A 23,318-nucleotide genomic window follows, 5' to 3' on the forward strand; every position below is an offset into this window, starting at 1 on the left:
TGGCCACGACGCCCGGCTTAGCCCGCCGGGTCGCCCTGCAAATCCAATATAGGTGGCGTCCACGCACGGCGATTAACTAAATCTGTTGCGCTTGCCGCTTGCCACGGATCTTGAAAAGCGATATAAAGATGCTTCGTTGTCGTGCATGCGGCGATTGCACCCCGTGGTTTCGGCTACGTCGGCGCAATAAAATGCCTGACGCAATAAAATGCGTTTTCATCGCGCGCCGCAGCATAAATTCAACGCATTGCCGAAAATCCGACACAAGCTGACCCCGAAAGCTGAACCAGCCGACTCGATTACCGCCATGACCGCCAAGTTTTATTTTTACTTTTTTAGCGATCTCACACCGCTGGCGGATGGAGAGGGACAGCTGTAAGCAGCCCGAAATTCAAAAAAAGCCGCCAGCGAACCTGGCGGCTTTTTTTTCATTCCGCCTCGGCCGCGTCGCAACACTCAACCAGATCAACGACCTCACAAGACCCGGAGCCATCATGCTGAAGAACACCGACGACCTGCGTATTCGCGAACTCAAGGAACTGCTGCCGCCGGCGCACCTGATCCGCGAGTTCGCCTGCTCGGAGGCCGCGTCCGATGTGATCTACGGCGCCCGCCAGGCCATGCACCGCATCCTGCATGGCATGGATGACCGCCTGATCGTCATCATCGGACCCTGTTCGATCCACGACACCCGCGCGGCGCTGGAATACGCCAAGCTGCTCAAGGTCCAGCGCGACCGCTTCGCCGGCGAGCTGGAAGTCGTGATGCGGGTCTATTTCGAGAAGCCCCGCACCACCGTTGGCTGGAAGGGGCTGATCAACGATCCCCACATGGACGGCAGCTTCAAGATCAACGATGGCCTGCGCACTGCGCGCGAGCTGCTGCTGAATATCAGCGAGATGGGCGTGCCGACCGGCACCGAATACCTCGACATGATCAGCCCGCAATATATTGCCGACCTCGTCAGCTGGGGCGCCATCGGGGCACGTACCACGGAGTCGCAGGTGCACCGCGAGCTGGCCTCGGGACTGTCCTGCCCGGTCGGCTTCAAGAATGGCACCGACGGCAACGTCAAGATCGCCGTGGACGCCATCAAGGCCGCGTCGCAGCCGCACCATTTCCTGTCGGTGACCAAGGGCGGCCACTCGGCCATCGTGTCGACCTCCGGCAACGAGGACTGCCACATCATCCTGCGCGGCGGCAAGGCGCCGAACTACGACGCCGCGAGCGTGCAGGAAGCCTGCGACGCGATCTCCAAGGCCGGCCTCGCCGCGCGCCTGATGATCGATGCCTCGCATGCCAACAGCAGCAAGAAGCATGAGAACCAGATCCCGGTTTGCGCGGACATCGGCACGCAGATCGCCGGCGGCGACCAGCGCATCGTTGGCGTGATGGTGGAATCGCACCTGGTGGGCGGCCGCCAGGACCACGTGCAAGGCACACCGGTCGAGAACCTGACCTACGGCCAGTCCGTGACCGATGCCTGCATCGGCTGGGATGATTCGATCACCGTGCTGGAGACGCTGGCCAACGCCGTCAAACAGCGCCGCCTGGTCTCGGGCAGCGGCAACTGAGCCGGCCGCCGCGCCAGGGCACAAAAAAAGCCGCTCCCGTGAGGAGCGGCTTTTTTGCCTTGCAGACCCGGCGGGCGCGGCTTGCCGGGGTCTTGCCAGGGGCTTACTTCTTCAGTACCAGATCACCCGGCAGGGACTCGATGTAGGCGGCGATGTCCTGGAGTTCCTTGCGAGTGAACGGGCGCGGCTTGCCGTTCTTGTCGGTCACGGCCGGGTTGCTGTTCACCTGGCCGGCCATGATCGCATTGGTGCGCCCCACCAGCGGATTGCCGCTGACCTGGTACGACACCAGCGCATGGTAGAGATAGTCGGCATGCTGGCCAGCCAGCTTGGGATAGTCTGGCGTGATCGGGGCGTTCAGGCCCGCGCCGTGGCATGCCACGCAGGCACCCTTTTCCACCAGCGCCTTGCCGGCGGCGATATCCGCGGCCGAGGCGGGCATGGCGGCGGCACCCAGTACGAGTGCACCCACCGCGAACGAAAGCGTCTTCAGCGTCTTCATGGTCTGCGTCTCTTACTTCAGCGAATTGTTCTTGGAGTCGGGCTTCTGCTGCGAGTAGTACGCAGCCACGTCGGCGATGTCCTTGTCGGACAGGCTGGCGGCGATCCCGCGCATCGTCGGATGCTTGCGATCGCCCTTCTGATAGCCCTTGAGCGCGTTTTCGATGTACTTGGCGCTCTGGCCGCCGAGCATGGGAACTTCGTATGTCTCCGGGAATGATGCACGGTAGCCGGGAATGCCGTGGCAGCCGATGCACATTGCAACCTTGTCCCTGGCGGTATCCACGTTGCCCTTTGCGTCCTGGGCCTGCGCTGCCGTTGCGGCCGCGCCCAACACCACCATCGTGAGGAGCTTTTTCATTGTCGTAGCTGATTGGGAAGTGTTAAACCGTGCGTGACCTGCCCTGTTGGCCGGAGACGGTCTTGGGAACGGGGATTGAACTGAAATCGCGGACGCCGCGGCGGGTCCCGGGCTTCGCCGGGAATCTGCCGAGGCGAAGCCGGTCAGACAAGGCGCAACCGGGCGTCATTGATGTGCCGCGGGTGCTCAAACACCATTCTGCAACCATCTCGCGCGATCGCCGCCTCCCGGGTGGATCTGCCATGACAACTGGCGGACGGCCGGGCATGTGGGGAACTTGACTTGGGGGGCGCGTCAAACCGGCGCATTGTACCGCAGCCGGCACGCGGCAGTCCAGACAGCGGCCCCCGGGTGTCCCCGGGTGAACGCGAACCGCAAAGTCCTCTTATACTGGCCCATTCCGACCCCGTTTCCGACCCCTTTTCGATCCGGTATCCGATCCGGTATTCGGCCACGTCTCCAGCCAGTCCGGCCGCGCGGCCGCAGGCCGGCCGACATCGCCATCTCAGGTTGCCTCATGTCCACCACCGCCAACGCCAATCCGTCCCAGCAGGCCAAATTCGAGGGCAGCGCCCAGTATGTTGCCACCGACGATCTCAAGCTGGCCGTCAATGCCGCCCGCACGCTGCAGCGCCCGCTGCTGATCAAGGGCGAACCCGGCACCGGCAAGACCATGCTGGCCGAGGAAGTGGCCGCCGCGCTGGGCATGCCGTTGTTGCAATGGCACATCAAGTCGACCACCAAGGCCCAGCAGGGCCTGTACGAATACGACGCGGTGTCGCGCCTGCGCGACTCCCAGCTCGGCGACGACAAGGTCCACGACATTCGCAACTACATCGTCAAGGGCGTGCTCTGGCAGGCTTTCGAGGCTGACGAGCCCGTGGTACTGCTGATCGACGAGATCGACAAGGCCGACATCGAATTCCCGAACGACCTGCTGCGCGAACTGGACCGGATGGAGTTCTACGTCTACGAGACGCGCGAACTGATCAAGGCGAAGCACCGTCCGCTGGTGATCATCACGTCGAACAACGAGAAGGAACTGCCGGATGCCTTCTTGCGCCGCTGCTTCTTTCACTACATCAAGTTCCCCGACGCCGACACCATGCAGCAGATCGTCGACGTCCACTATCCCGGCATCAAGCGCGAACTCGTCGCCGCCGCGCTGGACGCGTTCTATGAGATGCGCAACCTGCCGGGCCTGAAGAAGAAGCCGAGCACGTCGGAGCTGATCGACTGGCTCAAGCTGCTGATGGCCGAGGACATTCCCGCGGAAACACTGCGCAGCCCGGACCGCAAGGCCGCCATTCCGCCGCTGCACGGCGCGCTGCTGAAGAACGAGCAGGACGTGCACCTGTTCGAGCGCCTGGTGTTCATGAACCGCGCCAACCGCTGAGCCACACGCCGTCCGTACGCGCCACGCCATGCCCAACTTCGTCAAGCCCGTCACGCTCGCCGGCCGCTTCGCCACACTGGAGCCGCTGTCGCACGATCATGCCGCCGGTCTGCGCGACGCCGCCGCCGACGGCGACCTCCACACGCTCTGGTACACCAGCGTGCCGTCGCCCGACCGCATGGAAGCCGAGATCGCGCGTCGCCTTGACCTGCAGGCAAAGGACTCGATGCAGCCCTTCGCCGTGCGTGACGCCGACGGCCGGCTGGCCGGCATGACCACGTACATGAACATCGACGGCGCCAATCGCCGCGTGGAAATCGGCTCGACGTGGTACGCACGCAGCGTGCAGCGCTCGGGGCTCAACACCGAATGCAAGCTGATGCTGCTGCGCCACGCGTTCGAGACGCTCGACTGCATCGCCGTGGAATTCCGCACGCACTGGATGAACCACCAGAGCCGCGCGGCCATTGCGCGCCTGGGCGCCAAGCAGGATGGCGTGCTGCGCAACCATCAGCGCATGCCGGACGGGTCGTTCCGCGACACGGTGGTGTTTTCCATCATCGCCAGCGAATGGCCGACCGTGCGCGCGCATCTGCAATTCCAGCTCGATCGTCCGCGCTGATCCTGCCCCAACGATTCCGAGGGGACCTCCCATGCTGATCGATTTCTTCTTCTCGCTGCGCCACGCCAAGCTGCCCGTCTCCGTCAAGGAATACCTGACGATGCTGGAAGCGCTGCGCGCACAGGTCATCAGGCCATCCATCGACGAGTTCTACTACTTGTCACGCATGACGCTCGTCAAGGACGAGAAGCACTTCGACAAGTTCGACCAGACCTTCGCCGCCTACTTCAAGGGCGTGGAAAGCCTGATCGACTGGAAGAGCGACATCCCGCTGGAATGGCTGCAAAAGACGCTGGAGCGCGAGCTGTCCGCCGAGGAAAAAGCCAAGATCGAGGCCATGGGCGGGCTGGACAAGCTCATGGAGCGCCTGAAGCAATTGCTGGAAGAGCAGAAAGAAAAGCACGAGGGCGGCAACAAGTGGATCGGCACGGGCGGCACGTCGCCGTTTGGCCACGGTGGCTACAACCCCGAGGGCATCCGCATCGGCGGCCCCTCCAAGGGCAACCGCACCGCCATCAAGGTGTGGGAGGCCCGCGCCTACAAGGACTACGACGACCAGGTCGAACTGGGCACGCGCAACATCAAGGTGGCGCTGCGCCGGCTGCGCCGCTTCGCGCGTGAAGGCGCGGACACCGAACTGGACCTGGACGATACGATCCATTCCACCGCGGCCAACGCGGGCATGCTCGACATCAAGCTGCGACCGGAGCGGCACAACAAGGTCAAGGTGCTGATGCTGATGGATGTGGGCGGATCGATGGACGACCACATCAAGCGTGTGGAGGAGCTGTTCTCCGCCACCAAGACCGAGTTCAAGCACCTCGAGTACTACTACTTCCACAACTGCCTGTACGACTACGTGTGGAAGAACAACCGCCGCCGCCACGCGGAGAAGATCGCCACGTGGGACCTGATGCACAAGTACACGCCGGACTACAAGGTGATCTTCGTCGGCGACGCGACGATGAGCCCGTATGAAATCCTGCAGCCGGGCGGATCGGTCGAATACAACAACCCGGAAGCCGGCGCGGTCTGGCTGAACCGCATGATCGAGCAGTTCCCGCGCTTCGTCTGGCTCAACCCGGAGCCGGAAGGCCTGTGGCAGTACCGGCAGTCGATCACGGTGATCAACCAGATCATGAAGAACCGGATGTACCCGGTTACCCTCGCGGGCCTGGAACAGGCGATGAAGGTCCTGTCAAAGTAAGACGCGCCCGGAGACCGGGGCTGCGCCCAGCCGGGCGAGAATGCGCGCGTAATCCTCGGGCGTATCCATATCGATCGTAAAGCGATCGTGCGCGGCCTGGTGAACAAACACGTCTTCGGGATGCTCGGCGATCAGCTTGCGGCAGCCCGGGTTCACGCGGCCGCCGATGACCTCCGGCGCATGGCTCGCACGGAAAACCACCGGATTGCCGCGCTGCCCGTCGAATACCGGCACCAGGATCGAGCCGTACGGCATCGCGGCGAAAGCGGCGACCAGTTCGCGGTAGTCCGCCGCATCGAGCAACACCTGGTCCGCGAGACACACCATCACCACACTGCACGGCGCGCGTAACGCAGCCACCCCGGCTGCCACCGACGTCGCCTGCCCTTCCTCATGGCGCGGATTGCTCCGGAACGTGACCGGCAAGCCGTCGAGAGCCTCCATGACGGCGCGCCCCCTGTAGCCGGTCACCACCACGATCTCCTCCGGCTCCGCCTGCACGATGGCACTGACAGTACGCCTGACCGCCGGCTGCCCGTCGATCGGCAGCAGCAGCTTGTGCTGGCCCTGCATCCGCGATGAAAGACCAGCGGCCAGCACCACCGCCGAGAATGTCAGACTCGGACGAGGCCCAAGCGCATTCCCAGTGTCATGCATTTACGTCTTCTCCCCGTGCGTCGCTCCCTGTGCGATCGCCAGGTATTTGCCCGGATCGCGCTCGAACTCGATCTTGCAGCTGTCACAGCAGAAATAGAAGCGCTGTCCGCCATAGTTGAGCACGTGCTTCGCCGCGGCGATGTCGATCGCCATGCCGCACACCGGATTCACATAGCGGGCGCCCGGCGCTTCGACCGATGCCATCGATTCGCAGGGCGCCAACGCCGGCACGGCCTCGCTGCCGGCGAGAGGCGGCACGCCGGCATCGGCCACCGACTGCTCCAGTTCGTGGCGCAATGCAACCAGCCCCGCCACCGCACCCAGCGCAATCTCCTGCGGCTTGTGCGCGTGGATTGGTGGGCCGGCGGGCGCGTGCAGCGCCGCGAGCCGCTGCGCTGCAATGCCGCGCAAACGCATCGCATCGCGCAATCTGTCCGCCTTGCGCTCGCTCGCGACCAGCAATACGGCCGCAGCCTCGCTGCGCAATGCGGCTTCCAGCGCTTCTTCGTCGCTCTCGCCCTGGGTCACTACGAGAATCAGTTGCGGACCAGCGAGGTTGAACGCATCGACGTCGAAGCCCTGAATCACCCGCTGCAGCCCGAGCGAAGCAAACGGCGCGGTCGCGCCAGCAGCGGCGCACACGCGGAATCCCACCCACTTCGCCAGCACGCAGGCTTCGAGCGCAGTGGGCGTCGCGCCCAGCACCAGCACCACGGGCGCGGGCAGCGACGGCTGAATGAAGAGCTCCAGCGCCCCATTGCTTGCACACGGCATCGTGTGGGCTTCGACATCCGCATCCGGCGCCACGGGCTCATTGCTGATACGCACGCGCTTGGGCTGCCCGGAGCGGATCGCCTGCAGCGCAGCCTCGATGACGATGGCGCGCGAGCAACCGCCGCCAATCCAGCCGTGCAGCGTCCCGTCGGGCTCGACTAGCGCCTGCGCGCCGACCCAGGCGGACGTGGGCGGCGCCGCGCGAATCACGGTGACCACGGCGAACGGCTGCGCCTGTTCGATCAGCCGTTGCTCGCGTTGCAGAAGGGAATCGGGGCTATCGGTGTTCATTGCAGGACGGACAACACTTGGGGAAAGATCCGCTCGAGGCTCGCCAGATCGCGCGCCCCCGCCAGCAGATCGACATACGGCATCGCCGCCTGCATGCCGATGCTCGACGGCGTGAAACCAGCACGGCTTGCCAGCGGGTTGAGCCAGACCAGACATCGGCAGCGGCGCCGGATCGCCGCAAGCGCCTGTTGCAAGCACTCGGGTTCACCCGCGTCGTAGCCGTCGCTGACGACGATGACTGCCGTGCGCGCGTGCAGCAGCTTCGCCGCGTGACGCTGGTTGAATTCGCCGAGACTGTCGCCGATGCGTGTGCCGCCCGCCCAGCCCGCCGACAGCAATTGCAACCGCTCCTGCGAGCGCCACGGGTCCGGGTCGCGCAATGCCTGCCCGACACCCACGAGGTGCGTATGGAAGATGAACGCGTGCACGTCAGACACCCGGCTGCTCAACACACGCGCCAGCCGCAAATAGAAGAAGCTGTAGAGGCTCATCGAGCGACTGACGTCCAGCAGCAGGACGATGCGCGGACGCAGCCGGCGCTTGCGTCGCCACAGAAGGTCGAGCGGCAAGCCGCCGCGCGAGACGCTGTGGCGGATCGTCGATGCCATGTCGATCACACACCCGGTGCTCGCGCGCCGCTCGCGGCGCACCTGGATACCGCGCAGGCGCTGCGCGAAGCGGCGGATCGCGGTGTCGATCGCAAACAGTTCGTCGGGCTGGTTCAGATGCCGGAAATCCGCGTGCTCCAGCGATGCCTCAAGGGAGGCGCCCTGCTCGGCCGCAGCGCCATGGGTGCCGGCAGGATCGACCTCGCGCCCGGCTAGTGCGAGCGGCGTGCCGGCGCTGGCGTCACGCTGGCCGGCGGCACGATCGCGTTCGATGCGGCCCGCGCCGCCGGCACGCACCTCAACCAGCTTGCGGCGATTCGGCGCCAGAAACCAGGCGTCGAACAGGTCGTCGAAGCGCCGCCACTCTTCCGCGCGCGAACACAACACCGCGCGCAGGCTCCAGCGCAACAGCTGCCGGTCCAGTTGCCCCACCCGCTGCGCGACCTCCAGCGAGGCCGCCACATCGCTGCTCGTCACGCGAAAATCGTTCGCGCGCAGCCATCCCGCAAACCCGGCATAGCGGGCGACCAGCGCCTCTTCGAGGCTCGACGGCGGCGCCCGACGCCCGGCGCAATCGATTCCGGTCAACATGCGGCCACCAGTTTTTCGACGACCGGGCGCGTCAGCCCGGCCTGGTCCTCGCGCGTCTTCACAAGGGCGGCGAGCGAATCCATGATCTGCTCGACGGCACCCTCGTCGATCGCGGTCACGCCCAGGCGCAGCAACGCGGCCACCCAGTCGAGGGCTTCGGCAAGCCCGGGCTTCTTCTGCAAATCCATCTGCCTGACCGACTGGACGAACTCGACGATCTGCCGCGCCAACTTTTCCGGCACCGCGGGCACCTGCGCGCGCACGATCAACAGCTCCTTCTCGAAACCCGGGTAGTCGACGTACTGATACAGGCATCGGCGGCGCAGCGCGTCGGAGATCTCGCGCGTGCCATTCGACGTCAGGATCACGAAGGGCCGCTCGGTCGCCCGGATCACGCCCAGCTCCGGAATCGACATCTGGAAATCGGACAACAGTTCCAGCAGGTACGCCTCGAACGCTTCGTCGGTCCGGTCAATTTCGTCGATCAGGAGAACGGGCGCCGGCGTCGTCGTGATCGCTTCGAGCAGCGGCCGCTTGAGCAGATAGCGCTCGGAGAAGATGTCCTGCTCCTTGTCGGTAACCGAACGCTCATCGTTCTCCAGCAACTTGATCGCGAGCAGCTGGTGCTGGTAATTCCAGTCGTAGAGCGCCGCGTGCGCGTCGAGGCCTTCGTAGCATTGCAGCCGGATCAGCCGCGTATCCAGCAGCCTCGCCAGCGCCTTGGCGACCTCGGTCTTGCCGACGCCAGCCTCGCCTTCGAGCAACAGCGGCCTGCGCATTTCCATCGTCAGCAGCAACGTGGCAGCGAAGCTGCGCTCGGCGATAAAGCCGTGGCGCGCCAACTGCGCCTGGAGGCTGACGACCTCGTGCATGCGGTCGGTTGCCATGGCTGCGCCCTCTCAGGTCGCCTTGCGGGAAAAGAGCCCGCGCAGCCAGTCACGCAGCACGGCCCACGCCAACGCCAGGCCGTCCAGCTCGGGACGGGGCGCCTCCGCCGGCGGCTCGACAGAAGCCGGCCCTGTTGCATCGACGGCTGGCTCCGCTGTCTGCGGCACGGGCTCGCTCTGCAGACGTGCCGTGTAATTGGCGACGAACTGCTTCAGCATCTGGTCCGTCACCGGTCCCATCAGGCGCCCGCCCAGCGCGGCCGCCTTGCCGCTCATCGTCACTTCGCTGCGGCCGGTCAGCTCGCACGCGTCGCCAGCCGGCCGCACGGAGGCGACCAGATCCATCGACGCCGCCGAGGTGCCCGTCGTGTCGGCGCCCTTGCCGCTCAGATGCAGGCTTCGCGCCGCGCTGTCGAGATCCAGCACCTCGATATCGCCCTTGAACGACATCGTGGCCGGGCCGAGCCGCACCGTGATCGTCCCCTTGTAATGCCGGTCGTCGACGCGTTCGACGATCTTCGCGCCCGGCATGCAGCCCGCCACGGCCTCGATGTCCTGCATCAGCTGCCACGCCTGATCCGCCGTCGCCGGCACCGGAAATACCTTCTCGAGCACGATTCGCATCGAACCACCCCTGCGTTCGCAGCCTTCCCGGCGCGCGCTTGCGCCGTTCGACGCGCGCCGCCGTTACTGCCGCGCCAGCCCAAGCGCGCGGCATTGCTGCCACACGCGATACGCGCTGTGCGGCATATCCATGTGAGTGACGCCCAGATGGGCAAACGCATCCACCATCGCGGCGGTGAAGCACGGAATCGATCCGACGTGCGGCGATTCGGCCACGCCCTTTGCGCCGATCGGGTGATGCGGCGACGGTGTCACGGTGAAATCGGTCTCCCAGTGCGGCGTTTCGACCGCGGTCGGCAGGAAATAGTCGAGCAGCGTGGCACCCAGCAGATTCCCGGCTTCGTCATAGGGCATCTGCTGCCCCATCGCGACCGCGAATCCTTCCGTCAGGCCGCCGTGAATCTGGCCTTCGATGATCATCGGATTGATCCGCGTACCGCAGTCGTCCAGCGCGTAGAAGCGGCGCACCTGCGTCTCGCCGGTGTAGCGGTTCACGTCGAGCACGCAAACGTAGGCGCCGAATGGGAACGTGAAATTGGGCGGATCGTAGTAGTCGACGGCTTCCAGCCCCATCTCCATGCCTTCCGGGACGTTGTTGTACGCAGCCCAGGCCACCTCCTTGACCGTCTTGAACTGCTCGGGCGAGCCCTTGAGCACGAACCGGTCGAGATCGAACTCGACATCGTTCGGGCTCGCTTCCAGCAGATGCGCGGCGATCTGCCGGGCCTTCTCGCGGATCTTGCGCGATGCGCGGGCAATCGCGGCGCCCGCCACCGGCGTGGACCGCGAGCCATAGGTGCCCAGTCCGTATGGCGCCGTGGACGTATCGCCTTCCTCGACCGTAATCACCGACGCCGGAATGCCCGCTTCGGAGGCGATGATCTGCGCATACGTGGTCTCGTGCGCCTGACCCTGTGACTTCGTGCCCATGCGCGCGATGGCCGAGCCGTCCGGATGCACGCGTATTTCACACGAATCGAACATGCCGACGCCGAGGATGTCGCACGCCTTCGAAGGCCCCGCGCCGACGACCTCGGTGAAGTTCACCACCCCGACGCCCATCAGCCACTCGGCGTCCGGATCGGCGCGACGCCTGGCCTGTTCGGCGCGCAGCGCGGGATAGTCGACCGCAGCGAGGACTTTCCTGAGCGCCGGCTCGTAGTCGCCCGAATCGTATTCGAGCCCGAGCGGCGTCGAATAGGGAAACTGCTCCTTCCGGATGAAATTACGCAGACGGATTTCCGCCTTGTCGATGCCAAGCTTCTGCGCCAGCACGTCGACCATCCGCTCGATCAGGTAGACCGCCTCCGTCACCCTGAACGAACAACGGTAGGCGACGCCGCCGGGAAACTTGTTCGTGTAGACGCCGTCGACCGATACGAACGCGTTCGGTATCGCATACGAGCCCGTGCAGACGTGGAACATGCCGGCAGGCCATTTGGTCGGGTCGGCGCACGCATCGAACGCGCCGTGATCCGCCGTGACGTGGACGCGCAGCGCCTTGATGCGGCCGTCGCGGTCCGCCGCCAGTTCACCCGTCATGTGATAGTCGCGAGCGAACGCCGTGCTGCTCAGGTTTTCCGTGCGCGACTCGATCCACTTGACGGGCCGCCCCAGCACGATCGACGCGACGATCGCCGTCACGTAGCCCGGATAGACGCCAACCTTGTTGCCGAAGCCACCGCCAATGTCGGGAGACACCACGCGGATTTTCGATTCGGGGATCGCCGACAGCAGGCCGACGACCGTCCGCACGACATGCGGCGCCTGGGACGTGAGGTAGACCGTCAGATCGCCGCGCACCTTGTCGAACGACGCCACGCAGCCGCACGTTTCCAGCGGGCACGGATGCACACGCGGATACCACATGTGCTGCGCCACGGTGACGTCCGCGCTATCGAACACGCGATCGGTCTTGTCCTTGTCGCCCACGTTCCACGTAAAGATGTGGTTCGGGTGATGGCGCGCACCATGCGCGCCCGTCTGCTTGTCGCGAATGTCCTCGCGGATCACGGGAGCGTCGGGCGCCAGTGCCGCAAGCGCGTCGACCACCACCGGCAATTCCTCATACTCGACTTCCACGAGTTCCGCGGCATCCGCGGCCACGTAGCGGTCGTCGGCCACCACGAACGCGACCTCCTGATTCTGGAAGCAGACCTTTTCATCGGCCAGCACGGCCTGCACGTCGCCAGCGAGCGTCGGCATCCAGTGCAGCTTGAGCGGCTTGAGATCGTCTGCCGTCAGCACCGCGTGCACGCCCGGGTGCGCCAGCGCGCGGGACTTATCGATTGCCTTCACGCGCGCATGCGCGTACGGGCTGCGCACCATCACGCCGAACAGCATGCCCGGCATCTTGATGTCGTCGATATAGGTGCCTTTTCCCTGGATAAAACGCGGATCCTCGCGGCGCTTGCGTGCGCAACCCATGCCTTCCAGCGCGGCGAGGCGATCGAGGCTGGCGTCATCCTTTTCCATGACGGTTCTCCCCGCGTCAGTGCGTATCCGCCATCAGCGGATGCGAGGTTTCAACGGCTTCGCCACGCAGCTTGCGCGCCGCGTACTGCACCGCCTTCACGATGTTCTGATATCCCGTGCAGCGGCACAGGTTGCCCGCCATCCAGTAGCGGATCTCCTCTTCACTCGGGTCGGGATTTTCCTGCAGCAGGCGATAGGCACGCATCAGCATGCCGGGCGTGCAGAAGCCGCACTGCAGACCGTGCTCCTGCATGAAGGCCTCCTGCAGCGCGTGCAGATCGCCGCCTCCACCAAGGCCCGCGAGGCCCTCGACGGTGAGCACCTCCGCGCCTTCGGCCTGGACCGTGAGCATCGTGCAGGACTTCACCGACATGCCGTCGAAGTCGACCGTGCACGCGCCGCAATGCGAGGTCTCGCAGCCGATATGCGGCCCGGTGTGCAGGCATTTCTCGCGCAGCGTATGAATCAGCAGTTCGCGCGATTCGACCACCACATCCGTTTCCTTGCCGTTCAGCTTGAACGACACCATGATTTTCTGGCTCATGCCTCGTTCTCCCGGATTCCGCTTTCAGGCGGTTGCCCGCGAATACGCAACGGTCAGCGCCCGCCGCACCATTTCGCCCGCCATCGCCGTCCTGTACTCGACATCGCCGCGCAGATCCTCGACCGGATCGCACACGGCCATCGCAAGACGCGCCGCCTCGGCGACGACCGACTCGTCGAAGGGCTTGCCGCGAAGCGCCTGTTCGGCGTCGGTGGCGCGGATGGCGGTCGGCGCCACGTTCGTCAGCGCAATGCGGACGTCGTCGACGGTATCGCCCGCTCTGCGCAGCGTCACCGCCGCCGCAGCCGTCGCGAAGTCACCGGTCTTGCGCTTCAGTTTCGCGTAGCAATAGCCGGTGCCGGACGGCGGCATCGGAATGCGAATCTCGGTCAGGATCTCGCCCGGTTCGAGCTGCGTCATGTAGGTGCCCAGGAAGAAGCCGTCGGCCGGCACCACGCGCTCGCCCTGCTCGCTCAGCAGCACGAAGGACGCATCCAGGGCGATCATCAACGCGGGGTGATCGTTGCCCGGATCGCCATGCGCGATGTCGCCGCCCAGCGTGCCGCGATAGCGCACCTGCGGATCGGAAATCTGGCGAGCGCCTTCAACGATCAACGGGCAGCGCGACTGCAGCAATTCAGACCAGATCAGCGCGTTCTCGGTCGTCATCGCACCGATGCCGATTTCGTTGCCGACTTCGCGGATGCCCTGCAGGTCCGGGAGCTTGCCGAGGTCGATCAGATGGCCGGGCTCGGCAAAGCGCAGCTTCATCATCGGTAGCAGGCTGTGGCCGCCGGCGAGCAGCTTGGCGGTATCGCCGTGCGCGTTGAGCAGCGCGATGGCCTCCGACAGGGTGCGCGGAGCGTGATATTCGAATGGACGAGGGATCACACGAGCCTCCAAGGTGGCTAGCGTCTACTAAGCGTGGAGCGTCTTCGGCCTGCGTCGTCGGCCCAAGAAATCAATCTCGATCAGCCTCGATCGCGGAATTCAGGATGCAACGCAGCAATTCGATGCGATGTCCCGAATGGATGGTCTGCGCGCCCAGAACACCTGCAGGCAGGCGCGAAACACAGCCGGCGTTACGGACGGGCGCACCCGCTCCGCAACGCGGCAGCAACGCTTCAAGCTAACTATAGACACTTGAATCCGCACCGACTGATTCATCGATAGGTCACGGATAGTGTGCGGATGACCGAGTCGGGGTCGACGGGCGGCCCCGGTTCTTCTGCGGATCGGCGACGAACTTTTCTTGCTCCACAGGCCAGGAAGCCCGGAGGGAGCCATGGAGCCCCGCTACCCTGCCAGCGGCTGGTTGCCGTCTCACACCACGACGTCCACGCCCGCCATCACCCATTCCCGGAAAGTCTGCAACGCCGGCAGGTGGGCCTTCTGCTCCGGATAGCACAGGTAGTAACCCTTGCGGGCCAGCACCCGCGCCGGATGTGCCACCACCAGCGCGCCGGTGGCGAGTTCTTCCTCGATCAGGCAACGCGGGATCAGCGCGATGCCCAGCCCGGAGACCGCCGCCTGCGTCAGCAATGAGAACTGGTCGAAGCGCGCGCCGCTCCATGTCTTGCGCGTGGAGACGCCCAGCTCGGACAACCAGTCCGGCCACGCTTCCGGCACCGTGGTGTGGTGGAGCAATGGATAGCGCAACAAGGCCGCCGGGGACCTGGCCACGCCGTCGGGCTCATGGGCCAGCAGGCCCGGCCGGCAGACCGGCAGGACCTCGCGGCCGGTCATGTAGTCGGCCAGGCTGCCCGGCCAGACCCCGTCGCCGAAGCGGATCGCCGCGTCGAGATCGGGCTGGGAAAAATCGTAGCCTTGTGCGTGCGGCACGAATTCCAGCGTGACCTCCGGATGTTTCGCGAAGAACTGTGGCAGCCGCGGAATCAGCCATTTGGCGCCCAGCGTCGGCATGCTCGCGATATGGAGGATGCCGCCGCGCCCCTGCCGGGCGATCAGTTCCACGCTGGCGGCCTCGATCTCGTTCAGGCTCGGCCGAATACGCTCCAGGTAGCGCTCGCCCGCGTCGGTCAGCATCAGCCGCTGGCGAACCCGCTCGAACAACTCCACCCCCAGGAATGCCTCCAGGCTACGCACCTGCTTGCTGACCGCTCCCTGCGTCACATGGAGTTCCCGCGCGGCCACCGTAAAGCTGTTGTGCCGCGCAGCAGCCTCGAATGCCTGCAGTTCCGTCATCGACGGACATAAGCGCCGCATGATTCACCTCGCACTTCAATACCAATTGGAATGACCTAGGGATTTTATTTCGTTTGCAAGCATCTTGCACGGGCGCGCAGAATCGGAAAAACCGCTTTATTCCGAATCGTCCCCTTATCTCCTACCGGAACTCCCCCCGATGCAACGCCGTCCCCTGCTTCACGTTCTTGCTGCCGCCACCGCGATCGTGGCCACCGGCCTGACCCTGCCCGCCTTTGCCCAGGGCACCTACCCGACCAAGCCGATCACGCTCGTCGTGCCGTTCCCGGCCGGCGGCACGACCGACATCGTGGCGCGCATCGTCGCCGACAAGCTCGGCCAGCAACTGGGCCAGGCCGTGGTGGTGGATAACCGCGGCGGCGCCGGCGGCAGCATCGGCACCGGCTTCCTGGCCAAGGCCGCGCCGGACGGCTACACGCTGGGCATCGCCACCGCTTCCACGCACGGCATCAACCCGGCCGTGTATCCGCGCCTGCAATACGACGCGACCAAGGATTTCACGACGATCACGAACCTGGCCTCGGTGCCCAACGTGATGAGCATCCACCCGGGCGTGAAGGCCACCGACATGAAGTCGTTCATCGCGCTGGCCAAGTCGGAGCCGAACAAGCTGGCCTACGGCTCGGCCGGCAATGGCAGCGTGTCCCACATGATGGGCGAGCTGTTCAAGATGAGCAGCCACACCGAACTGCTGCACGTGCCGTACAAGGGCGTGGGCCCGGCGCTGAACGATGCGCTGGCCGGCCAGGTGCAGGTGCTGTTCGACAACCTGCCCTCGTCGCTGCCGTTCATCGATGGCGGCAAGCTGCGCGCACTGGCCGTGGCATCGCCCAAGCGCGTCGCGGCCCTGCCGAACGTGCCGACGTTTGCCGAACTGGGCCTGCCCGAGGTCAACGACGCCGCCTGGTTTGGCCTGATCGGCCCGGCCAAGCTGCCCGCCGACATCCAGGCCAGGCTGAACGCGGCCGCCATCAAGGTGCTGGCCCTGCCCGAAGTCAAGGCCAAGCTGGAAAAGCTCGGCGCCACCCCGGTGGGCGACACGCCGGCCCACTTTGCCCAGCAGATCAGCAGCGAAGTGGCCAAGAACAAGCGCGTGGCCGCGGCCGCCAAGATCTCCCTGGATTAACAACCGGCAACAGAGCATGACCGAAGCAGACCGAAAGACCGCGGAAAGCCCGTACTTCCTGCACATGCCGGAAGGCGAGAGCGGCCCGCTCTTTCTCGATTCCCCCCATAGCTGCACCACGTATCCGGCGGACTTCCGCTTCGCCGGCAACCTGCCCCTGCCGCTGCTGCGCCAGGCGGAAGACACTTTCGTCGACGAGTTGTACGCTGACGCGCCCTCGCGCGGCATCCCCCTGCTGTGCGCCGGTTTTCCGCGCAGCTACCTGGATGCCAACCGCGGCCTGGAAGAAATCGACGAGGTTCTGCTGGACGCGCCGTGGCCCGGCGCCAAACAGGAAACCTCGAAGACGCGGCTCGGCAAGGGGCTGGTCTGGCGCGTGCTGGATACCGGCGAGCCCATCTACGACCGCAAGCTCGCCGTGGCCGAACTGCAGGCCCGCATCGACCGCTACTACGTGCCCTACTACGCCCAGTTGCAACGGCTGGCGGACCAGGCCATCGCGCGGCACGGCAAGGTGTGGCACATCAACTGCCACTCGATGCCGAGCCAGGCGGCGCAGTACGCCACCGAGCATCCCGGCCTGCAGCATCCGGACTTCGTCGTGGGTGACCGCGACGGCAGCACCTGCGACACCCGGTTCACGGACCGCGTGGAAGGCGTGCTGAAGGAGATGGGCTACGACGTCTGGCGCAACCACCCGTACAAGGGCGTGGAGATCGTGCGCGTGGTGGGCCAGCCGCAGGCCAACCGTCACAGTCTGCAACTCGAAGTCAACCGCAAGCTGTATATGGACGAAGTGGGCCTGACCCACAGCGCCGGATTCGACAAGCTCAAGCGCGACCTCAACGCGCTGATGGACGAGCTGCTGCGCTTCACGCGCACGGCATAAGCCGATGCAAGACGGGCGCCGCAATGGCGCCCTGCCCCGGACGTCCACCGTGCCGGGGGACACTTTCCGTGCGTGATCTCCCTGAATGACCGCGAGGCATGGCCACAGTGCCATCGCCATTCATCGCCATCATTGGCTCGGGGTTCGCCGCAGTTGCGCGGCCGCCGGCTTTTCTGATATTGGAGCGCGTGAGAACGCGGCACGATCGCGTCGGTTGTAAGCAATTAGAACGAAGGGTAACAACATTTAGGAACTTGCTCCGGGGGCTTTCCTCTATCATGGCAATCCTTCGCCAACCCTCCTTGCTTCAACAAGCAAAGACGATCCCGTGATCCGACGAATTTCCGAACTGTTTGGCAGCCAGCTGCGGATGCTGACTGCTGCAGTGGCAGGCGCGATCGCCCTCGCCGGTTGCGCCACCGCGCCGACCGATGAGGCCGCCGCCACCACGACTGGCGGCACCGCTGCCGCCAGCGCCACGCCGTCCAATGGACGCGCCGGCCAGGCCTCCGGGCCGGGCGCCAAACCAGCACCCATCGTTTCCAGCACAGCGCCCACCAAGACGGTCACCCTGCCCGACAAGGGTCGCGTGAGCCTGGCGGAGTATCGCACTCAGATGCGCGAGCAATTGATGAAGTCGGAGAATGCATCGTCGAACGTGGCGGACTGCGCCGCGCATGCCAGCTGGGTGGTGCCGCGCTCGGCATCGTATGACGCCCTGAAGATCCCCACCGGCGCGCTCTCCAGCGAGCAGGCCACCGTCGAACCGTGGAATGGCCGCTTCTCGGCCGGCAAGCAGGCGGTGCCGGTCACGTCGGTCGTCACGTTCTCGGCGACGGCCCACAAGCGCCGTGGCGAAGCCCAGTGGCAACCGGTCAAGGTCCGTTGCGGCTATGACGACAGCATGATGCTCGCGTACGAACTGCTCGACAGCAACGGCGACACGATCAGCGAAGCCGCCGCCGCGCCAGCCGTGGCCACGCCGACGCCCTCGCACAGCAGCAGCGCCAAGGGCAAGGGAAAGAGCAAGGGCAAGAGCAGCGCCAAGTCAACGTCGTCCAAATCGACGTCGTCCGCGAAGAGCACGTCCTCTTCCTCGTCCTCCTCATCCAAATCGAAGAAGAAGCAATAAGAAGACCCGGCGGCAAACCACTGCCGCCAGTCATCGATACCAAAACCGCAGGCAGGCGGTCAGCCCAGATACTCCAGCACCGCCTGCAGCATCGCCGTGCCCAGCAACGCGCTTCTGGCACCGTTCCAGCCAACCGCCGGATCTGGCAGGTCGGCGTTGTCCTTGAACGGCATCTCCAGCGTCAGCGCCAGGCAGCCAAAGGTATGGCCGATGTACTTCGAGGCCAGCTTGAGCGCGTCGGCGTTGTACTTGCTGGCTGCGTAGCCGTGCACATCCTGGAAATCCGGCGTGGCACGCTTGAAGGCATCGATGAAGCGTGATTGCTGCGCGCGCTGCACCTCGGTGAAGCCGGGCAGCATCTCGCTGCCAGCCACGAAGTTGTAGGGCAGCCCTTCGTCGCCGTGGATATCGAAGAACAGATCCACACCGGTGGCCTCGATCGCGCGGCGCACATGCCAGACCTCGGGGCTCGTCTCCAGGCTTGGCTGCATCCATTCGCGGTTCAGGTTGGCGCCCGCCGCATTCGTGCGCAGGTTGCCGCGCGCGCTGCCGTCCGGGTTCATGTTTGGCACGATATGGAACACCGCGCGATCCAGCAGCTTGCGCGCGACCGCGTCGCCCGCCCACATGCCGGTGCCGGTCAGGCGCTGCAGCACGCCTTCGCAGAACCATTCGGCCATGCTTTCGCCAGGGTGCTGGCGCGCAATCATCCAGATGGTCTTCTTGCCCGGCCCCGGCTGGCCGAGTGTCACACACGTCAGGTCGCGGCCATCGACGGTGCTGCCAAGGTGCGACAGCTTCGCCAGCGGCGACCGCTGGCACGTCGCCAGCAGCGACAGATGACGCTCGTCCGGATACGGTTCGAAGTAGGCCAGCCACACGCTGTCGTGCTCGGGCGTGAATTCGACGGTCATCGTCGCGCCGTCAAAGCGCGTCGGCACTCGGAACCAGTGGGCGCGGTCGTACGACACCACCGCACGATAGTCACGCCAGCCGTCCGGGTACGTGCACTCACCGGCGTTCAGGAATTGCAGCCGGCATGCCTGCCCCGCCGCGCCCTGCAGGCGGAAGTGAAACCATTGGCGGAAGTCGGCGTGAGAATCGGCCCGGATGCGCAGACGGATATCGTCGGCGCGATCGAGCGATTCGACTTCGATCGCGCCCGAATCGAACAGCGTGGAAATATGCAGGGCTGAGGTCATGGGAAATGTCTCGGTTCTTGTCTCGGTGGCTCAGTCTTCCAGGCGCCGACGGAATACCCAGCGGGTGTCGTCCGACGCCGCCTTGTCGAACGCGTAGCCGTCTTCGGCAAAGCGCTTGAGTCCGCTGGCCTCGGTCACGCGATGGGTCACGGCATAGCGCGCCATCGTGCCGCGTGCCCGCTTGGCATGGAACGAAATGATCTTGTAGCGCCCGCCCTTCCAGTCCTCGAACACGGGCGTGATCACGCGCGCGTTCAGCACCTTGGGCCGCACCACCTTGAAGTATTCCTCGGACGCCAGGTTCACCAGCGTGGGCGCCCCCTCGTGCTTGAGGTCCGCCATGTCATGGTTGATGAGCTGCGTGACGTCATCGCCCCAGAACGCATACAGGTCACGGCCGGCGGCGGTATCCAGCCGCGTGCCCATTTCCAGGCGATACGGCTGCATCCAGTCCATCGGCCGCAGTACGCCATACAGGCCGGACAGGATGCGGATGTGCTTCTGGGCAAAGGCGAGGTCGTCGGTGGACAGCGACTTCGCGTCCAGTCCGTCATAGACGTCGCCGTTGAACGCGAGCACGGCCTGCTTGCTGTTCTGCGCCGTGAACTCGGGCGACCACTCCGCATAACGGGTCACGTTGAGCACGGCCAGCTTGTCGGAGATATCCATCAGGGCGCCCACGTCCTGCGGCGCCAGGCGGCGCAGGCGCTCGATCAGCGTCGTGGAGCGGTCGATGAAACGCGGCATCGTATGGGTCTTGATGCGCGGCGGTGTCTCGTAGTCCAGGGACTTGGCGGGAGACAGAACAAGGAGCATGGCAAAATCGGGGGCAGAAACAAAGACCCGATTGTAGCGAATGCCCAACCACCCCACCGCCGGCGCCCTGCCCGCCACTTCCCGCGCTCCGGCGCCCGCGCCCCGCGTCGTCCTCGATTCCAATATCTGGGTCGACCTGCTGGTGTTCCGGGATCCGCACGTGGAGYCGATCCGGACCGCGCTGGCCACCGGCGCCATTGCCCCGGTGATCCGCGCCGACTGCCGCGAGGAATTGCGCCGCGTGCTGGCGTACCCGCAGTTTGCCCGCTTTGACGTCGATATCGGCGCCGCGCTGGCGGAAGTCGACGGCTTCACCACGCTGGAGGCCGCCCCGCAGCAGGCCGACGCGGATGCCGTGCGCTTGCCGAAGTGCCGCGACACGGACGACCAGAAGTTCATCGAACTCGCCCATTTCTCCCGCGCGGCCCTGCTGGTGTCCAAGGACAAGGCGGTGCTCAAGCTCAGGAGCCGCCTGCGCCGCATGAGTGGCGTGGAGATCCTGCCGCCGCGGGCCTTCGGCGCCTGGCTGGCCGCGCTGGGTGCGCCACCGGCCACCGGGGCCGATCCCCGCTAGAATGTCGCACGGCCGCCGTCGTCGCCAATTGCCGACGGCCGCCGTGCCCCGCCTGCCCTTGTCCCTATCCCGTATCGCCATGTCCGCAGAATCCTCGCTCGCCCCGCTGACCCCGCCGCTGTCGCGCCTGCCGCAGGTCGGCACCACGATCTTCACCGTGATGTCGGCGCTGGCCGCCGAAAAGAACGCCGTCAACCTGGGCCAGGGCTTCCCGGATTTCGACTGCGACGCCCGCATCGTCGATGCCGTGACGGATGCCATGCGCGCCGGCCACAACCAGTATCCGCCGATGGCCGGCGTGCCGAAGCTGCGCCAGGCCATCGCCGGCAAGATCGCCACGCTGTACGGCCACACGTATGACTGGAACACCGAGATCACGGTCACCGCGGGCGCCACGCAGGGCATCCTGACATCGATCCTGGCCACCGTGCATCCGGGCGACGAGGTCATCGTGCTGGAACCCTGCTACGACAGCTACCTGCCCTCGATCGAGCTGGCTGGCGGCAAGGCGGTGCCGGTGACGCTGGAAGCGCCGCTGTTCCGCATCCCGTTCGACAAGCTGGCCGCCGCGATCACGCCGCGTACGCGGATGATCCTCATCAACACCCCCCACAACCCCACCGGCACGATCTGGCGCGCGGAGGATATGGACCAGCTGGCCGACCTGCTGGCTGGCACGGACATCCTGCTGCTGTCCGACGAGGTCTACGAGCACATGGTCTATGACGGCCAGCCGCATGCCTCGGTCTCGCGCCATCCGGAACTGGCGCGCCGCAGCTTCGTGGTGTCGAGCGTCGGCAAGACCTACCACGTGACCGGCTGGAAAGTGGGCTACGTGGCAGCGCCGGCCGCGCTGTCGAACGAATTCCGCAAGGTGCACCAGTTCAACGTGTTCACGGTGAACACCCCGGTGCAGTACGGCCTCGCCGACTATATGGCCGACCCCGCGCCTTACCTGGACCTGGCGGCGTTCTACCAGGCCAAGCGGGACTTCTTCCGCGCCGGACTGGCTTCCACGCGCTTCAAGCTGTTGCCATCGGACGGCACGTACTTCCAGTGCGTCGACTACTCGGGCATTTCCGATATGAGCGAGGCGGACTTCTCGATGTGGCTCACGCGCGAGATTGGCGTGGCGGCGATCCCCGTCTCGGCGTTCTACTCGCAGCCGCGCGAATCAGGCGTCGTGCGCTTCTGCTTCGCCAAGAAGGAAGAAACGCTCGCGCTGGCGCTGGAGCGCCTGGCAAAGCTGTAACGGCTGGCCGGGAGGCGGCAACCCGAAGGCCCGCCTTTCCGCCCGCGCATCTGGCGAACCGGCCAGCAGGCGGGCCGACCATCTGCCAGGGCGTCCGATTCGTCCAATTCCACCCGATAGAAAAAGCCCCGCAGGCACAACCCTACGGGGCTTTTTCCTATGGCATAACCACGTTGGTGCGCGGTGGCTTCGGCCAGGCGATCCCGGCTCAGCGGCTTCGGCTCAGCATCAGCTCGGTGCTGGCCTTCCGGTCGGCATTGATCTTCTGCACGGTGGGGCGCTCCGACATGGCCTTGAGGTAGGCCTTCACCGGCAGGTGGGCCAGCAGGTCCTCGCCGTAGATGATCTTCGTGCACGACGAGATCAGCGGCAGGTGGCAGATCGCCGCGCAGTCGGCCAGCGTGAAGGTGTCGCCGGCCACGTAGGGCGAGAACTTCGCCAGCTTCGCAAAGGCCGGAATGTACTTGTCCAGCAGGCGACGCTGGCGCTCCTTGACCTTGTCGCTGACGGTGCCGCCAAAGAACGCTTCCGGGTACAACTCGCGTGCGGTCAGTTCCAGGTAAAGCTCCATGAACGTGACGAGTTCGCGCACCTTGCCGGCCTGGAGGGGATCCTTGGGCAGCAGCGGCGCCTGAATGTAGGTGGCCTCGATGTATTCCGCGATGGTCTCCGATTCGCACAGGGGGCCGGAATCGGTGATGATGTAGGGCACCTTGCCAAGCGGCGACGCCTCCAGGTCCGTCTCGCCGATCCAGGCCAGCACTTCCTCGAATGGCAGGTTCTTTTCCAGCAGCGCCAGCTTGACCTTGTTGTAGTAGTTGCTGGCGGCAAAACCGCATAGCTTCAGCATGTCGTCTCTCTCCGTTATTGAAATGGATCGTCCGGTGTGGACTTGGGGGCGCCCCGCCACGCCTCCCCTGGCCGATCAGCGCACGCAGCGTGCGCGCGGAGTCTGTCGCGGAGGGTGCAATAAACGTACGATCGTGCTA

At 65.4% G+C, this 23,318-nt stretch carries 24 protein-coding genes; 10 read left to right on the forward strand and 14 right to left on the reverse strand.

The features are described from left to right. Positions 1–208 precede the first annotated feature (208 nt). Together AC1DOX_RS04380 and aroG are read left to right on the forward strand one after the other, a co-directional pair. Positions 209–379, forward strand: coding sequence for a hypothetical protein (locus AC1DOX_RS04380; RefSeq protein WP_176861001.1), 171 nt, complete (start codon positions 209–211; stop codon positions 377–379). 115 nt (positions 380–494) lie between these two features. Then, positions 495–1,574, forward strand: coding sequence for a 3-deoxy-7-phosphoheptulonate synthase AroG (gene aroG / locus AC1DOX_RS04385; RefSeq protein ID WP_092138739.1), 1,080 nt, complete (start codon positions 495–497; stop codon positions 1,572–1,574). Between the two features lie 103 nt (positions 1,575–1,677). On the opposite strand, the gene AC1DOX_RS04390 is transcribed toward aroG, so the two are convergent. Together AC1DOX_RS04390 and AC1DOX_RS04395 are read right to left on the reverse strand one after the other, a co-directional pair. Further along, positions 1,678–2,076 carry a c-type cytochrome gene (locus AC1DOX_RS04390; RefSeq protein ID WP_092138740.1) on the reverse strand — a complete coding sequence of 133 codons (399 nt, stop codon included), beginning with the start codon at positions 2,074–2,076 and terminating at the stop codon, positions 1,678–1,680. Positions 2,077–2,088: 12 nt separating this feature from the next. Continuing rightward, positions 2,089–2,436, reverse strand: coding sequence for a c-type cytochrome (locus AC1DOX_RS04395; RefSeq protein WP_092138741.1), 348 nt, complete (start codon positions 2,434–2,436; stop codon positions 2,089–2,091). 517 nt (positions 2,437–2,953) lie between these two features. On the opposite strand from AC1DOX_RS04395, the gene AC1DOX_RS04400 reads away from it, so the two are divergent. Genes AC1DOX_RS04400 through AC1DOX_RS04410 form a run of 3 tightly spaced genes read left to right on the forward strand, consistent with a single transcriptional unit; the run spans position 2,954 to position 5,661 of the window. Next, positions 2,954–3,832 (forward strand): AAA family ATPase, encoded by an 879-nt coding sequence (locus AC1DOX_RS04400; protein WP_441615359.1) that lies wholly within the window; start codon positions 2,954–2,956, stop codon positions 3,830–3,832. Positions 3,833–3,860: 28 nt separating this feature from the next. Next, complete coding sequence (locus tag AC1DOX_RS04405; protein WP_441615361.1) at positions 3,861–4,454, forward strand: GNAT family N-acetyltransferase; 594 nt, start codon at positions 3,861–3,863, stop codon at positions 4,452–4,454. A gap of 31 nt (positions 4,455–4,485) precedes the next feature. Next, a complete protein-coding gene (locus AC1DOX_RS04410; RefSeq protein ID WP_441615363.1) occupies positions 4,486–5,661 on the forward strand; it encodes a vWA domain-containing protein in 1,176 nt (391 codons plus the stop codon). On the opposite strand, the gene AC1DOX_RS04415 is transcribed toward AC1DOX_RS04410, so the two are convergent. The 9 genes from AC1DOX_RS04415 to AC1DOX_RS04455 all read right to left on the reverse strand — a co-directional run bounded on the left by AC1DOX_RS04415 (position 5,653) and on the right by AC1DOX_RS04455 (position 15,338). After that, positions 5,653–6,318, reverse strand: a complete 666-nt coding sequence (locus AC1DOX_RS04415) for a nucleotidyltransferase family protein (RefSeq protein WP_441615365.1) — start codon at positions 6,316–6,318, stop codon at positions 5,653–5,655. The genes AC1DOX_RS04410 and AC1DOX_RS04415 overlap by 9 nt on opposite strands. Beyond that, complete coding sequence (locus AC1DOX_RS04420) at positions 6,319–7,383, reverse strand: XdhC family protein (RefSeq protein WP_441615367.1); 1,065 nt, start codon at positions 7,381–7,383, stop codon at positions 6,319–6,321. Continuing rightward, on the reverse strand, positions 7,380–8,582 hold the full coding sequence (locus AC1DOX_RS04425) for a vWA domain-containing protein (protein WP_441615369.1): 1,203 nt from the start codon (positions 8,580–8,582) through the stop codon (positions 7,380–7,382). Before AC1DOX_RS04425 ends, AC1DOX_RS04420 begins: the two co-directional genes overlap by 4 nt. After that, complete coding sequence (locus AC1DOX_RS04430; protein WP_477112302.1) at positions 8,576–9,469, reverse strand: AAA family ATPase; 894 nt, start codon at positions 9,467–9,469, stop codon at positions 8,576–8,578. The genes AC1DOX_RS04425 and AC1DOX_RS04430 overlap by 7 nt, the downstream gene beginning before the upstream one ends. 12 nt (positions 9,470–9,481) lie before the next feature. Further along, complete coding sequence (locus AC1DOX_RS04435) at positions 9,482–10,093, reverse strand: SRPBCC family protein (RefSeq protein WP_441615373.1); 612 nt, start codon at positions 10,091–10,093, stop codon at positions 9,482–9,484. Positions 10,094–10,156: 63 nt separating this feature from the next. After that, complete coding sequence (locus tag AC1DOX_RS04440) at positions 10,157–12,568, reverse strand: aerobic carbon-monoxide dehydrogenase large subunit (RefSeq protein WP_477101309.1); 2,412 nt, start codon at positions 12,566–12,568, stop codon at positions 10,157–10,159. A gap of 16 nt (positions 12,569–12,584) precedes the next feature. Beyond that, on the reverse strand, positions 12,585–13,112 hold the full coding sequence (locus AC1DOX_RS04445; RefSeq protein ID WP_092138751.1) for a (2Fe-2S)-binding protein: 528 nt from the start codon (positions 13,110–13,112) through the stop codon (positions 12,585–12,587). Positions 13,113–13,136: 24 nt separating this feature from the next. Beyond that, the gene (locus AC1DOX_RS04450; RefSeq protein ID WP_441615377.1) at positions 13,137–14,003 is read right to left on the reverse strand and encodes an FAD binding domain-containing protein; all 867 of its coding nucleotides are present in this window, start codon (positions 14,001–14,003) and stop codon (positions 13,137–13,139) included. A gap of 432 nt (positions 14,004–14,435) precedes the next feature. Next, complete coding sequence (locus AC1DOX_RS04455) at positions 14,436–15,338, reverse strand: LysR family transcriptional regulator (RefSeq protein ID WP_092138753.1); 903 nt, start codon at positions 15,336–15,338, stop codon at positions 14,436–14,438. 139 nt (positions 15,339–15,477) lie between these two features. Here AC1DOX_RS04455 and AC1DOX_RS04460 point away from each other — a divergent pair, with 139 nt between their 5' ends. The 3 genes from AC1DOX_RS04460 (at position 15,478) to AC1DOX_RS04470 (ending at position 18,485) form a co-directional block, all read left to right on the forward strand. Next, a complete protein-coding gene (locus AC1DOX_RS04460; RefSeq protein WP_441615380.1) occupies positions 15,478–16,464 on the forward strand; it encodes a Bug family tripartite tricarboxylate transporter substrate binding protein in 987 nt (328 codons plus the stop codon). A 16-nt stretch (positions 16,465–16,480) separates the two neighbouring features. Continuing rightward, positions 16,481–17,353, forward strand: a complete 873-nt coding sequence (locus AC1DOX_RS04465) for an N-formylglutamate amidohydrolase (RefSeq protein WP_441615382.1) — start codon at positions 16,481–16,483, stop codon at positions 17,351–17,353. A 328-nt stretch (positions 17,354–17,681) separates the two neighbouring features. Beyond that, the gene (locus tag AC1DOX_RS04470; RefSeq protein ID WP_441615384.1) at positions 17,682–18,485 is read left to right on the forward strand and encodes a BspC domain-containing protein; all 804 of its coding nucleotides are present in this window, start codon (positions 17,682–17,684) and stop codon (positions 18,483–18,485) included. Between the two features lie 59 nt (positions 18,486–18,544). Here the strand turns inward: AC1DOX_RS04470 and AC1DOX_RS04475 are convergent, their stop codons facing one another. Further along, complete coding sequence (locus AC1DOX_RS04475) at positions 18,545–19,687, reverse strand: M14 family metallopeptidase (protein ID WP_441615386.1); 1,143 nt, start codon at positions 19,685–19,687, stop codon at positions 18,545–18,547. 30 nt (positions 19,688–19,717) lie between these two features. Continuing rightward, the gene (gene yaaA, locus AC1DOX_RS04480) at positions 19,718–20,503 is read right to left on the reverse strand and encodes a peroxide stress protein YaaA (protein ID WP_441615388.1); all 786 of its coding nucleotides are present in this window, start codon (positions 20,501–20,503) and stop codon (positions 19,718–19,720) included. 40 nt (positions 20,504–20,543) lie between these two features. On the opposite strand from yaaA, the gene AC1DOX_RS04485 reads away from it, so the two are divergent. Both AC1DOX_RS04485 and AC1DOX_RS04490 read left to right on the forward strand, forming a co-directional pair. Then, the gene (locus tag AC1DOX_RS04485) at positions 20,544–21,077 is read left to right on the forward strand and encodes a putative toxin-antitoxin system toxin component, PIN family (RefSeq protein WP_477113988.1); all 534 of its coding nucleotides are present in this window, start codon (positions 20,544–20,546) and stop codon (positions 21,075–21,077) included. A gap of 79 nt (positions 21,078–21,156) precedes the next feature. Continuing rightward, positions 21,157–22,329 (forward strand): pyridoxal phosphate-dependent aminotransferase, encoded by a 1,173-nt coding sequence (locus AC1DOX_RS04490; RefSeq protein ID WP_441615390.1) that lies wholly within the window; start codon positions 21,157–21,159, stop codon positions 22,327–22,329. A 208-nt stretch (positions 22,330–22,537) separates the two neighbouring features. Here AC1DOX_RS04490 and AC1DOX_RS04495 read toward each other — a convergent pair whose 3' ends face one another. Continuing rightward, positions 22,538–23,179 carry a glutathione S-transferase gene (locus AC1DOX_RS04495; protein ID WP_441615392.1) on the reverse strand — a complete coding sequence of 214 codons (642 nt, stop codon included), beginning with the start codon at positions 23,177–23,179 and terminating at the stop codon, positions 22,538–22,540. Between the last annotated feature and the right edge of the window lie 139 nt (positions 23,180–23,318).

It is taken from the genome of Cupriavidus sp. 01L415 (genome assembly GCF_056400065.1).

What these genes read in the sequence shown, in the direction of transcription:
- AC1DOX_RS04430 (WP_477112302.1), bottom strand. Translation starts at nt 9,469, where the DNA reads ATGGCAACCGACCGCATGCACGAGGTCGTCAGCCTCCAGGCGCAGTTG.
- AC1DOX_RS04435 (WP_441615373.1), bottom strand. Translation starts at nt 10,093, where the DNA reads ATGCGAATCGTGCTCGAGAAGGTATTTCCGGTGCCGGCGACGGCGGAT.
- yaaA (WP_441615388.1), bottom strand. Translation starts at nt 20,503, where the DNA reads ATGCTCCTTGTTCTGTCTCCCGCCAAGTCCCTGGACTACGAGACACCG.
- AC1DOX_RS04395 (WP_092138741.1), bottom strand. Translation starts at nt 2,436, where the DNA reads ATGAAAAAGCTCCTCACGATGGTGGTGTTGGGCGCGGCCGCAACGGCA.
- AC1DOX_RS04415 (WP_441615365.1), bottom strand. Translation starts at nt 6,318, where the DNA reads ATGCATGACACTGGGAATGCGCTTGGGCCTCGTCCGAGTCTGACATTC.
- AC1DOX_RS04380 (WP_176861001.1), top strand. Translation starts at nt 209, where the DNA reads ATGCGTTTTCATCGCGCGCCGCAGCATAAATTCAACGCATTGCCGAAA.
- AC1DOX_RS04440 (WP_477101309.1), bottom strand. Translation starts at nt 12,568, where the DNA reads ATGGAAAAGGATGACGCCAGCCTCGATCGCCTCGCCGCGCTGGAAGGC.
- AC1DOX_RS04475 (WP_441615386.1), bottom strand. Translation starts at nt 19,687, where the DNA reads ATGACCTCAGCCCTGCATATTTCCACGCTGTTCGATTCGGGCGCGATC.
- AC1DOX_RS04445 (WP_092138751.1), bottom strand. Translation starts at nt 13,112, where the DNA reads ATGAGCCAGAAAATCATGGTGTCGTTCAAGCTGAACGGCAAGGAAACG.
- AC1DOX_RS04390 (WP_092138740.1), bottom strand. Translation starts at nt 2,076, where the DNA reads ATGAAGACGCTGAAGACGCTTTCGTTCGCGGTGGGTGCACTCGTACTG.
- AC1DOX_RS04405 (WP_441615361.1), top strand. Translation starts at nt 3,861, where the DNA reads ATGCCCAACTTCGTCAAGCCCGTCACGCTCGCCGGCCGCTTCGCCACA.
- AC1DOX_RS04410 (WP_441615363.1), top strand. Translation starts at nt 4,486, where the DNA reads ATGCTGATCGATTTCTTCTTCTCGCTGCGCCACGCCAAGCTGCCCGTC.
- AC1DOX_RS04400 (WP_441615359.1), top strand. Translation starts at nt 2,954, where the DNA reads ATGTCCACCACCGCCAACGCCAATCCGTCCCAGCAGGCCAAATTCGAG.
- AC1DOX_RS04490 (WP_441615390.1), top strand. Translation starts at nt 21,157, where the DNA reads ATGTCCGCAGAATCCTCGCTCGCCCCGCTGACCCCGCCGCTGTCGCGC.
- AC1DOX_RS04495 (WP_441615392.1), bottom strand. Translation starts at nt 23,179, where the DNA reads ATGCTGAAGCTATGCGGTTTTGCCGCCAGCAACTACTACAACAAGGTC.
- aroG (WP_092138739.1), top strand. Translation starts at nt 495, where the DNA reads ATGCTGAAGAACACCGACGACCTGCGTATTCGCGAACTCAAGGAACTG.
- AC1DOX_RS04455 (WP_092138753.1), bottom strand. Translation starts at nt 15,338, where the DNA reads ATGCGGCGCTTATGTCCGTCGATGACGGAACTGCAGGCATTCGAGGCT.
- AC1DOX_RS04460 (WP_441615380.1), top strand. Translation starts at nt 15,478, where the DNA reads ATGCAACGCCGTCCCCTGCTTCACGTTCTTGCTGCCGCCACCGCGATC.
- AC1DOX_RS04465 (WP_441615382.1), top strand. Translation starts at nt 16,481, where the DNA reads ATGACCGAAGCAGACCGAAAGACCGCGGAAAGCCCGTACTTCCTGCAC.
- AC1DOX_RS04425 (WP_441615369.1), bottom strand. Translation starts at nt 8,582, where the DNA reads ATGTTGACCGGAATCGATTGCGCCGGGCGTCGGGCGCCGCCGTCGAGC.
- AC1DOX_RS04420 (WP_441615367.1), bottom strand. Translation starts at nt 7,383, where the DNA reads ATGAACACCGATAGCCCCGATTCCCTTCTGCAACGCGAGCAACGGCTG.